This window comes from Kouleothrix sp. 19917 (assembly GCF_057073505.1).
Genome location: NZ_CP097099.1, coordinates 2,451,787 through 2,463,727, shown reverse-complemented (window position 1 = coordinate 2,463,727; position 11,941 = coordinate 2,451,787). Strand labels below are relative to the sequence as shown.

Sequence of the window (11,941 nt, the reverse complement as noted above, 5' to 3'; positions counted from 1 at the left end):
CAGGGCAATCGCGCAGAAGCTCGCTCCGTTCGGCCTCACGTCGGCGCAGCTGAGCGAGGGGCAGAACCTGGTGGCGGCCGTTGCCGCGAAGCTCGTGGCTCAGCAGGAGGCGCGTGCCGATGCGCGGGCAATGACGGAGCAGCGCAATGAGGCATTGGCAGAGCTGCGGGCCTGGATGCGCGATTTCCGGGCGATTGCGCGCGTTGCGCTTGGGTAGGGTTCTTTTTGTTTCGGCGCGCCGGGGCGTATACAATACGCCCCGGCGCGTTTGCTGTCTGGGCGGACCTATGTGTCCGCCCTTTTTGTTTGCTCGGGCCACAAGCAGTGCTGGCTGCAAACCAGTTTGCTCAGGCCGCAAGGCCGCCGGGGCTCGCGCCGCCCCACCCACTTCGTGGGTACCCGCCCGGCGTCGGGGCTATCGCCCCGAACCCCAAATCAGTACTGTTTTCAAACCAGTTTGCTCAGGCCGCAGGGCCGCCGGGGCTTGCGCCTCCCACCCACTTCGTGGGTACCCGCCCGGCGTCGGGGCTATCGCCCCGAACCCCAAATCAGTACTGTTTTCAAACCAGTTTGCTCAGGCCGCAGGGCCGCCGGGGCTTGCGCCTCCCACCCACTTCGTGGGTACCCGCCCGGCGTCGGGGCTATCGCCCCGAACCCCAAATCAGTACTGTTTTCAAACCAGTTTGCTCGGGCCGCAAGGCCGCAGGGGCTACCCGCCCCTGCACCCCGGCCAGGGCTATCGCCCCGAACCCCAAATTTGATGTCGGTATCGTTTGTGATGTTTACATGTCATGCCTCCGTTGTGCTTGCCGCTGGCAGCGAACAATAATGTCAAACCAGTTTGCGGCGCTGCCTCAACGAGGTTGGTTCTCTCGTCTGATGCCTTGCCTGCATCCACAACGGAGGCATGACACAGCAGCATTTCGTGAGTCGGCCACCTAAAATTCGGGGTCCAGGGGCGGAGCCCCGGCCGGGGAGTGCAGAGGGCCGCGGCCGGCCCTTTGCTGCGGGGCGCGGGGCCGCACAGGCCCCGACAGAGATAGAGGGCGGACACGTAGGTCCGCCCAGACAGGTCCGCCCAGACAAGGTCCGCTCAGACAAATGATGCGGGGCACGGGGCCGCACAGGCCCCGACTGACCTTGCACAGGAAAATGCCTTTGCTGCGGGGCGCGGGGCCGCACAGGCCCCGACTGACGGTGGGCGCACACATAAATCCACCCAGACAGAGCGCATGAATAATGCAAAGGCACGATCTGCTACGTGGTGTATTACTTTCATTAAAGAAACATACTTGTTGAAAAATAAAAAGCCTTTTGAAAATATTGATGAAATAATCGTTATCCAAATCCATAAGCTTATATATTGACAATATTATGCATGGAATGCCACAATAAACCTAACCCGCTTTGTTTGTACTCATATATTTGCGCCCGATGCCTGCCCCCGAAGGGAGGTATTTTCGTTAGTGCGCGCGCCGGGTGCGTCTTTTTTTTGTTTCTTCCGCAAGGTCATTGTTTGCAGCCCCTGTTTCACAACGCAGCAGTATGGCATGAGTACCATAGGCTTTCGGAAGAAAGGTTTCGCTATGCACACCCGGCACTCCACCTTGTGGCGTGGAATCACCCTGCCCACCGCCCTGCTCGCCATTATGGCCTTGCTCCTGGTGACGCTTGGCCGCGCGGCGGCCGCCACGCCCTATACCGTTGTTACGCCAAACAACCCCGACGGCTGGCAGCCTATGAATCTTCGAAACAGCGGCACTGTTGCTATAACGACAGATAAGCCGCGCGGCGATGCGCCCAACAACCTCGGCTCGCTTGAATTTACAAGCAGCACGTCCACGGATAAAGCCGATTATGCGAAATACTGGGGCGTGGTGAGTGGCCGCACGCTCAGCAACATCAGCGCGCTGAGCTACGAGTTCTATCGCGACAGCAGCAGCACCGCGGCCCAGCACCTGGCACCAGCCTTTCGCCTGGCCTACTCCACCAACGAGCCCACGCCAAAGACGGGCTACCTGATCTGGGAGAATGTCTACAACGGCGGCAGCATCAACACCCCCGTGCCGACCAACCAGTGGCTCGCGAACGATATTCTGGCCGGCAACTTCTGGATGCGCACGTTCAATCCGGGCTTCACCGTCACAGAATATGATGTGACGCTGGCCGAATGGCAAAGCGGCGTGACGTTCAACGGCTCGCACCAGCTTGGCCCCGACACCAACATTATTGGTATCGAGGTCGGCGTTGGTTCGGGCTGGGGCAACACCTTCCGCGGCTTCGTCGACAATGTCGCGATCAGCTTCGGCAGCGACAGCGTGACCGCCAACTTCGAGCCGAACCCGGTGATCGTGCAGTGCACAACCGACTGCTATGTGGATGACGACACCGGCAACGATGCGAATGGCGGCACCAGCTTTGCCGATGCCAAGCAGCATATTCAGGCCGGCATCAACCAGGTATCCTCGGGCGGCACTGTGCATGTCAAGGATGGCGTGTATGCCGAGAACCTGGTGATCGGCAAACCGCTGACGCTGGAAGGCAACCAGCACGGCGTGCTGGCGAAAGGCCGCGCAGGCGGCCAGTCGGTGGTGCAGGCGCTGAACAGCTCGGTTCCCGTCAACATTCAGGCCGACAATGTCACAATTGACGGCTTTGTGTTCGACGGCAGCGCAGCCACCAGCCAGCCCTGGATCATCACCGCGCTGAGCGGGCCGGGCAATGGGCGCTATGAGAAGGTTGCCATTCTGAACAACGAGTTCAAGGGCAACCCCGGCAATGGCACCTTCCCCGGCGGCATGTACATGTCCAACCACGACGACCTGACCGTCGAAGGGAATTACTTCAATGCGCTCGGTCAGCACGCCGTGTTCCTGGCCGGCAGCTCGACGGACGCGATCTACCGCAACAACGACAGCTACCGCAACTACAACTCGAATATTTCGACCCAGGATGCAACCCCTGACGGCCATCAGAACATCCTGATCGAAAACAATCGCGCGGTTGAAGACGACATGATCCTCTTCAACATGCGCAACGCCACCATCCGCAACAACACAATCACCGGCGGCGCCTACTCGACCAGCCGGATCTGGCTGGGCGGCGGTAATCGCACGGTGACAATCAGCGGCAACAGCTTCGCGAGCCTGAAGTCGACCGCCATTCAGATCTTCGACGGCGGCTTTGGCTATGGCCCGAACAGCGCAATGACGATCACCGGCAACACCATCAACACCACGGTTGCCAACCAGGTCGATAACTATTCGCTGATCGACCTGCGCGATGTGAACGGCAGCAATACCGTCGATGGCAACACGGTCACGCTTTCGGGCAGCTATGCGGCCGGCGGCAGCGCCACCTACGCGGTGGGCGTGCGCGGCAGCGGCACCGGCACGGTCGCCATCACGAACAACGAGTTCAATGGCGGCAATGTTGCCAGCAGTAGCACCCCGCCGAGCAGCGCTGTGCTCATCCGCAGCAACTCGGCCAATGGCCCGCTTGGCGCAAACGCGGCGATCACCGTCGCAAACAACTACCTGAAAAACTTCAGCAATGGCGTGGCGGTGTACGACTTCGTGGCGAACGCCTATGGCGGGCTTGCCAGCAGCGCAACGCTGAAGGTGAACCTGAACAGCATCACGGGCAACAGTGCCAATGGCGTGATCACTGGCGCGAGCGACCCGACGCTGGATGCCGAGCGCAACTGGTGGGGTTCCAACACCGGCCCGACGGCTGCGAGCAACCCAACCGGCACTGGCGACAAGGCCACCGGCAATGTCGATTTCGACCCGTGGCTGTGCAGCGGCACCGACACGTCGAACGCCACGGGCTTCCAGCCCAACCCGGCAAGCTCGCCCTGTGCCGCGCCCACCGGCACGCTGACCGTCACCAAGTACAACGACCTGAATAAGAACCACGCGAAAGACTTGAACGAGCCGGGCCTGAGCGGCTGGACGATCACGGTCAAGCAGGGCGCGACGACCATCGCGAGCGACGCCACCGGCTCGAACGGCAACGCGACGTTCACCGTGGCGGCGGGCAGCTACACCGTCTGCGAGACGCTTAAGAGCGGCTGGACGAACACCGACCCGAGCGATGGCAGCGGCTGCAAGCCCGCGACAGTGACGGCGGGCGGCACGGCAAGCGTGCTGCTGGGCAACGCCGCCAACGCGCCGGCCACCTGCAAAGTCTATGGCGTGAACGAAGTCAACAGCTCGGACGACCAGTTCTTCACCATGACGGTTGGCAGCGGCACGCCCACGTTCAGCAACCTGGGTGGCGTGGCCAAGGGCTACAACATCGAGTCGCTGGCGCTGCACCCCACCACCGGCGTGCTCTACGCTGGCTCGGGCGATACCAACAAGTACAAGCAGCGCGCCGCGCTCTACACGATCAACACCAGCACGGGCGCGCCAACGTTTGTGGGCAGCACCGGCATGAAAGAGCTGGAGGCGCTGGCGTTCAACCCTGCCACGAATGTGCTGTGGGGCTGGGGCTACGACAAAGGCCTGGTGACGATCAACACCAGCACTGGCGCGGCCACGGTGGTGTATTCGTCGAAGATGGATGCCGAGGGCATGGCGTGGAGCAAGGATGGCAAGACGCTGTACATCGCTGAGAACAAGACGCTGTACAGCTACAACCCGGCCACCAAGAAGCTGACCAAGATCACCAGCAGCTTGCCGGGCAATGTCGAGGCGCTGAGCCTGCGGCCCGATGGCCTGCTGGCGATGGCGGTCGATGGCTCGAAGACGCTGTATGCCTACGATCCCATCGCCAAGAAGGAGATCAAGGAGAAGCGGATTACCATGCCCTACAAGGACGTAGAAGGGCTGGCCTGGCCGGCAAGCTGCGGGATGTAGCTTCGGCGTTTATCCTGCTTGTTCGGGCGCGCGGGGAGTGCATCCCTGCGCGCCCGTTTGTGTCGCTCGGGCCGCAGGCTGTCTGGGCGGACCTACGTGTCCGCCCGCTTGGTTTGCTCGGGCCGCAGGGCCGCTGGGGTTCCCACACCCCGCGTACTCAGCTTCCAGGAAGCTCAAGCCAGTTTTGCTTCAACCTGATAACCAGATGAGCTTCCTGGAAGCTTGCCTTCTCATGCCTCCGTTATGCGAAAAGGCTGACAACGAACGATGAAAGCATCGCTGTTTACAAAGGCATGAGCACGGGAATTTCATATGTCGAGCACGATAGTGCGTCGCCATACCCCATTCACCGCCCCCCGCGCTGAAAGCGCGCTAGATCTGCCAGAACAGGCGCAGCACCAGCAGCAGCGTGGCAAAGCAAACCGCCATCATGCCCGCGCCAACGCGCAGAAAATCGCCAAAGGTGTAGCTGCCCGGCGCCATCATCAGCACGTTGACCGGGTGGGCAATTGGCGTGAGAAACGCCGCCGAGCAGGCCATCGACACGGCCACGCCCACGGCGCTTGGGTTCACGCCCAATTGCACTGCCGCGCTCACCGCAATCGGCCCGATGATCAGCGCAGCGACCTGCCCGCCCACCAGCTGGGCCAGCAGCGCGGTGAAAAGATACAGGCCGGCAACCACCGCCAGCGGCCCGGCCGAGGCCAGCGTAAGCGTGAAGACCTGCCCGATCTGCGCGGCCAGGCCGGTGGAAACCAGCGCGGTGCCAATTGGCAGCATGCCCGCGATCAGCACCACCACGCGCCACTCGATGGCGCGGTAGGCGTCTTCCGCGCTCAGGCAGCGCGTCAGCACCAGCGCCACCGCGCCCGCCAGCATCGCCTCGGAGGTGGCGACCAGCCCGAGCGCGGCCAGCAGCAGCGCCAGCGCGGTGATCACAATTGCGCGTTTCATGCCGCGCCCGGCTGGCACGGGCGGCTCGGGGTGCCCCAGCACGATGTAGCCCGGCTCTTCGGCCAGCAGGCGAATGCGGCCGGGCGCGCCGACCATAAGCAGGGCGTCGCCGGCCTGGAGCGTGAAATCGCCCACGTCGGTGCGGTAGCTGCGCCCTTCGCGCCAGAGCGCCACGGTGGTGAGGCCGAACTTGGTGCGGAAACGCAGGTCTTTCAGCGTTTGGCCAATGGCCGGCGAGCGCGGCCCGATCAGCACCTCGGTCAGGTGAACTGCCAGGTTGGGCGAGGCGTTGCGGTGGTAGCCAAAGCGCCCAATGGTGGTGTGCTGCGCTTCCAGCTGGCGCACACGCTCTTCGCGGCCCGTCACCAGCAGAATATCTTCGGGCGCAATAACTTCATCGGTGGCGGGCGGGATTTTGGCCTCGCGGCCATGCCAGATGCCCACGACCGTCAGGCCAAGCTGCGCGCCAAGCACGCTTTCGGCCAGGGGGTGGTTGGCCATGGGCGAGCCGGGATGCACGCGCACTTCCCACAGCCGCTCGTCGAGCTGGTAGGTTTGCGACAGGTTTGGGCGCGCAACCATCGCCCGCCCAACCGACTCGCGGTTAGGCAGCAGGCGGCGGCCAACCAGCAGCATGTAGGCCATTCCTGCCAGCACCATTGCGCCACCCGAGGGCAGGAAATCGAGCATGGTCAGGCCGCGCTGGCCCTGCGCCTGCAAGCTGCCGCTGACGATAATGTTGGCGGTGGTGAACAGCGTGGCCATGCCGCCCAGCAGCGTTCCAAAGGCCAGCGGCATCAGCACCCGCGACTCGCGCACATTCGACTGGCGGGCGACGCTGACGGCGGCGGGCAGCAGCACGGCCCCAGCGGCGATGTTATTCATCACCAGCGAAAGCAGCGCGCCCGCGCCCATAAACACCGCCACCATGCGAATTTCACTGGTGCCGCTCAGGTAGGCCAGCCCGGTGGCAAGGCGCTGCACCACGCCAGTGCGCTCCAGCGCCGCTGTGATCACAAACAGGCCGACGATGGTGATGACGGCCGGCTTGCTGAAGCCCGCCAGCGCCTGCTCGGGCGCAAGAATGCCGCTGACGCCCAGGCCCAGCAGCACCAGCACGGCGACAATGTCGGGCCGAATGCGATTGGAGAGAATGAGGGCAAAGGCTGCCCCGGCGATCAGGAGAAGCGTGATCTCGGGCCAGGACAGCGTGGGCATGGTGGTCGCTCGGTGCTAGTGCTCGGTGCGAGCGGCGGATGCAATTCGTTCCTGAAGGTGCTGCAAAAGGCGTGCCTCAATCGCGGCGGGCAGCTCGGCCGGCGCTTCGTCCAGGCTGTGGTACAGGTGCACCGTCTGCCCAAGCGTGTCGAGCACAATCTGGCAATCGTGGCAGCCAGCCATATGCGCTTCAAGCGCCTGGCACAGCTCGGCAGCCAGGTCGCCATCGAGGTAGTCGTTCAGCTGGCCGAGCATCACCCGGCAGCGTGGCAGGTCGTCCTGCGAATGCTCGTGGGTCATGGTTCCGCTCCTTCGCCGGCAAGGTAGCCCGCCAGCAGTTCGCGCAGCCGCAGCCGCGCGCGATGCAGGCGCACTTTCACCGCGCTCGCGCCCAGGCCCAGCGCGGCGGCGGTTTCTTCGGTGCTTTGCCCTTCCAGCTCGCGCAGCACGAACACCACGCGCAGGCTTTCGGGCAGCGCGGCCAGCGCGCGTTCAAGCTGGCGCTGCAATTCGCCATCCAGCGCGGCGCTGGCCGGGTCGCGCGACCAGGGGCGCAGGTTGGTTGGCAATTCTTCGGGCGCAATCGCCTCGCCCAGCTCATCGAGCGAGCCGCCCGGCCGCCGGCGGCGCAGCTTCATCAGCGCCTCGTTGGTGGCGATCTGATAGAGCCAGCTGCCCAGGCTGCTGCGCCCTTCAAAGCTAGCGAATTTCTCGCACGCCTTGATGAACGTCAGCTGCAAAACACCCTCGGCCTCGTCGGGGTCGGCCACGATGCGCAGAGCCTTGGCATACACCAGCGGCGCAAAGCGCTTGACCAGGCAGGTGCATGCGTCGGGCTCGCCGGCGCGCAGCCCGGCCAGCAGCGCGGCCTCGTCGGCATACACGCTCAGCTCGATGGTTGGTCCGGGCACAGCGCACTCCTTTGCGTGGGAAGAAGCTGTGTGCATTGTACCCATGATTGCCAGCCGTGTCGAACGCGCCTGCCGGTTTGATGCGCGGGCCGGGCGCGAGGTTACAGGGCAGGCCGAATGACGACGAGACTATTCACCGCAGAAGGCGCAAAGGGCGCAAAGAAAATGAATGACGGCCTGCAACCGAACGGGCGTATAGCAATACGCCTCGGCTGCAAACCTGCAACCGAACGGGCGTATAGCAATACGCCTCGGCTGCAAACCTGCAACCGAACGGGCGTATAGCTATACGCCCAGACGCCAATCCCGCATATGCGGTAAGAAACCTTCACCAGCAAGATCAACTCATTCTCTAAGTGCGCCGGCCCGATCGGCTACACTATGGCTGAAAGGGGATACGGGAGGGGGGTATCGAGCTGGCTGGCTGCCCACTGTCGCGCAGCCGGCGCACATCACGGGAGGATGCAATGGAACGCAAGCGCATTGTTGTGGTTGGCACCAGCTTCGCCGGGTACACTGGCGCGCTTGAGCTGCGCGAGCTGCTCGGCGACGAGCACGACATCACGGTGGTGGCCAACACGCACGATTTCGTGTTTATTCCCTCGCTGATCTGGTATCCATTCGGCCTGCGCGAGAAGAGCGATATTTCCTTCGACGTTCGGCCAGTGTACGCCGAGCACCATATTCACTTTGTCGAGGCGCAGGTCACTGGCTTCGATTTGCAGCAGCGGCTGGTAAAGACCAGCGGCGCCGACCTGCCCTACGACTACCTGCTGATCGCCACTGGCCCGAAAGTCGATTTTGCCAGCGTGCCGGGCCTGGGGCCAAAGCAGAACTCCTGGTCGATCTGCAATGTTGCGCACGCCGAAGAAACGCGCCAGGCCTGGGAGCGCTTTCTGCACGACCCCGGCCCGATTGTGATTGGCGCGTCGCAGGGAGCAGCCTGCTTTGGCGCGGCCTACGAGTTCCTGTTCAACCTGCGCTACCAGCTGAAGAAGCACCACCTGCTCGACAAAGTGCCGCTGACCTACGTCACCGCCGAGCCATTCCTGGGCCACTTCGGCATTGGCGGGCTGGGCAACGCCAAGAGCCTGTCGGAAACATTTTTCGGCATGCAGGGCATTACCTGGCGCACCGACGCAACCGTGCAGGAAGTGCGGCCCGATGGCGTGGTGCTGGGCAGCGGCGAAGTGCTGCCCTCGAAGTTCACCATGATCATCCCGCGCTTCCTGGGCATCGACGCCATTCGCAACACCCCCGGCCTGGGCAATGCCAACGGCTTTATCGAAACCGACGACGGCTACCGCCACAAGCAGTTCCCCGAGGTTTTTGCGGCGGGCGTGGCGGTGTACGTGCCGCCCGTGGGCGAGACGGCGGTGCCCTGTGGCGTGCCGAAGACCGGCTACCCCTCGGAGGTCATGGCGAAAACGGCGGCGGCGAATATTGCGGCCGACATCACGGGCGGCGAGCATAAAACCATGCCCTTTTCAATGATCCATGCCTACTGTATTATGGACACGGGCAACATGGGCATGCTCATTCTTGGCGACCATATGCTCGGCGCGCGGCATCTGGAGTTCATCATCCCCGGGCCGCAGGCGCACTGGGCCAAGCTGGCCTTCGAGAAATATTTCCTGTACACGCGCAAGCACGGCCACGTGTGACCGAATGTGTGGATGATAGCTAATGAATGGCGTGCTACGCACTACGCACTGCGTTTCTATAAAAGAACGTCGTGCGTAGTGCGTAGTTCTATTGGAACGTGGGTAGCCGTAGTATTGAGGTCACAATGCCACAGATCGACCTGACCTGGATCGACGAGCAGCGCTTTCTCGGGGTAGACAGCAGCGGGCATAGCGTGGTGCTTTCGCCGCCGAACGACGTGGGCGTGAAGCCTTCGGACACACTGCTGATTTCGCTGGCGGCCTGCGCCGCGCACGATGTTGTTGAGATTGTGCGCAAGCAGCGCCTGCCCCTGCAGCGGCTGGCCGTGCGCGTGAGCGCGACGCAGGCGAGCGAGGCGCCGTGGGCCTACCAGCAGATCCATCTGCATTTTGAGGTGCAGGCTCCCGGCGTCAGGCCGCGCCAGCTCGAACGGGCCATCGACCTCGCGCTGAACTCCTACTGCTCGGTGCGGGCTTCCCTCTCGCCCGCCATCGCCGTCACCTTCGATGCGGAAATTCTCGACCCCGACGAGGGCAGCGGGCAGTAGGCAGTAGGCAGCAAGCCCTTTCCGAACTGCGGGCGCATCTCTATACAGCGGGTGCGTATCACGGTATGCGCCCGCTGTGTAGTGCGAGCTGCCAAACATGTTTCTGTGAAGACTCGCAACGCCATCGGCCTCCTGACTTCTGTCTCCTGATTTCTGTCTTCTGACTCCTGACTTCTGTCTCCTGACCCCTGACCCCTGCGCATGTAACCTCCCGCCAGCTTGCTGCATCAGATGATTGTGGCGATGCGATGCCACACAGCAGCGGCAACGCGGAGGAACCATGTTTTTACGACAGATCTACCACGACGAGCTGGCGCAGGCCAGCTACCTGCTCGGCTGCCAGGCCACCGGCGAGGCGCTGGTGATCGACCCGAACCGCAACATCGAGCACTATAGTGCGCTGGCGCAGCGCGCCGGCCTGCGCATCACCGCCGTCACCGAGACGCACATCCACGCCGACTACGTGTCGGGCGCACGCGAGCTGGCGGCGCGCACAGGCGCGCAGCTCTACCTTTCTGACATGGGCACTGCCGCGTGGAAATATGCCTACGCCGCCGAGGCGGGCGCAGTGCTGCTGCACGACGGCGACCGCTTTATGATCGGCAATATTCGCCTGGAAGTGCTGCACAGCCCCGGCCACACGCCCGAGCATCTGGCCTTTCTGGTGACCGACACAGCCAATGCCAGCTTGCCCATGGGTCTGCTGAGCGGCGACTTCGTGTTTGTGGGCGATGTTGGCCGGCCCGACCTGCTTGAGCGCGCGGCCGGCGTAAGCGGCACCATGGAAGGCGCGGCCCGCCAGCTGTTTGGCTCGCTGCAACGCTTTCGCGGCCTGCCCGACTACCTGCAGGTCTGGCCTGGGCATGGCGCGGGCAGCGCCTGCGGCAAGGCGCTGGGCGCGGTGCCGCAAAGCACCGTGGGCTACGAGAAGGCGATCAACTGGGCCTTCGACATTCGCGAGGAGCCGGCGTTTGTGCGCGCCGTGCTGGCCGGCCAGCCCGAGCCGCCGCCCTACTTCGCGCAGATGAAGCGCATCAACAAAGAAGGCCCGGCGACGCGCCCAACCGCGCCGTTGCCTGAACTGGCCGCCGCGCAGCTCGATGCCGCGCTGGCAGGCGCGATGGTGGTGGTCGACACGCGCCCCGCCGACGAGTACGCGGCCGGCCATCTTCCCGGCACGCTCAATCTCCCCGCTGGCGGCAGCTTCCTGAGCTGGGCGGGCTGGCTGCTGCCCTACGACCGGCCAGTTGCGCTGATTGCCGCGCCCGAGCAGGCCGCAGCCCTGCGCAGCGAGCTGCAGCTAATTGGCATCGACAATCTGGCGGGCTTCTGGGCACCGGCGGCATTAGCGGGCCGCGCGCTGGCGCGCTACAGCCGGATGAGCGCCGCCGAGGCTGCCGCGCTGGCCGCAGCAGACGACACGCTGGTACTGGATGTGCGCACTGCCGCCGAGTATGCGGCGGGCCACCTGCCCGGCAGCGTCAACATCCCGCTGGGCCAGCTGCCAAAGCGCCTGGCCGAGCTGCCACAGCGCGGCACCACGCTGGTGCACTGCCAGGGCGGCAGCCGCTCGCCGATTGCCGCCAGCATTTTGCAGGCGCACGGCTGGGGCGAGCTTGTGGAAATGCACGACGGCTACGCAGGCTGGCAGGCGCTTAGAGTTCATGATGAAGTAACTTCTTCAGCGCTGCATCCTGAGTAGGCCCGCAGGGCCGTATCGAAGGGTGCGGCTGGCCACGTATTGTTGTCTGAAATTCTAGCGCCGAGCCGGCGCTGACATAACC

Annotated in this window: 8 protein-coding genes; 5 read left to right on the top strand and 3 right to left on the bottom strand. The window is 63.7% G+C overall.

The genetic code is table 11. From position 1 onward, the window contains the following. Window positions 1–70 precede the first annotated feature (70 nt). Window positions 71–217: a hypothetical protein gene (locus M1P90_RS10145; protein ID WP_483702500.1), complete on the top strand. Its 147-nt coding sequence runs from the start codon at window positions 71–73 to the stop codon at window positions 215–217. Window positions 218–1,586: 1,369 nt separating this feature from the next. Continuing rightward, the gene (locus M1P90_RS10140) at window positions 1,587–4,862 is read left to right on the top strand and encodes a hypothetical protein (protein ID WP_483702499.1); all 3,276 of its coding nucleotides are present in this window, start codon (window positions 1,587–1,589) and stop codon (window positions 4,860–4,862) included. Window positions 4,863–5,234: 372 nt separating this feature from the next. Here the strand turns inward: M1P90_RS10140 and M1P90_RS10135 are convergent, their stop codons facing one another. Genes M1P90_RS10135 through M1P90_RS10125 form a run of 3 tightly spaced genes read right to left on the bottom strand, consistent with a single transcriptional unit; the run spans window position 5,235 to window position 7,945 of the window. Further along, window positions 5,235–7,034, bottom strand: a complete 1,800-nt coding sequence (locus tag M1P90_RS10135) for an SLC13 family permease (protein ID WP_483702498.1) — start codon at window positions 7,032–7,034, stop codon at window positions 5,235–5,237. Window positions 7,035–7,049: 15 nt separating this feature from the next. After that, on the bottom strand, window positions 7,050–7,334 hold the full coding sequence (locus M1P90_RS10130) for an anti-sigma factor family protein (protein ID WP_483702497.1): 285 nt from the start codon (window positions 7,332–7,334) through the stop codon (window positions 7,050–7,052). After that, complete coding sequence (locus M1P90_RS10125; RefSeq protein ID WP_483702496.1) at window positions 7,331–7,945, bottom strand: RNA polymerase sigma factor; 615 nt, start codon at window positions 7,943–7,945, stop codon at window positions 7,331–7,333. Before M1P90_RS10125 ends, M1P90_RS10130 begins: the two co-directional genes overlap by 4 nt. A 467-nt stretch (window positions 7,946–8,412) precedes the next feature. On the opposite strand from M1P90_RS10125, the gene M1P90_RS10120 reads away from it, so the two are divergent. The 3 genes from M1P90_RS10120 (at window position 8,413) to M1P90_RS10110 (ending at window position 11,859) form a co-directional block, all read left to right on the top strand. Next, a complete protein-coding gene (locus M1P90_RS10120) occupies window positions 8,413–9,609 on the top strand; it encodes an NAD(P)/FAD-dependent oxidoreductase (RefSeq protein ID WP_483702495.1) in 1,197 nt (398 codons plus the stop codon). Between the two features lie 125 nt (window positions 9,610–9,734). Then, window positions 9,735–10,157, top strand: a complete 423-nt coding sequence (locus M1P90_RS10115; protein WP_483702494.1) for an OsmC family protein — start codon at window positions 9,735–9,737, stop codon at window positions 10,155–10,157. A 280-nt stretch (window positions 10,158–10,437) separates the two neighbouring features. Continuing rightward, a complete protein-coding gene (locus tag M1P90_RS10110) occupies window positions 10,438–11,859 on the top strand; it encodes a rhodanese-like domain-containing protein (protein ID WP_483702493.1) in 1,422 nt (473 codons plus the stop codon). Window positions 11,860–11,941 lie beyond the last annotated feature (82 nt).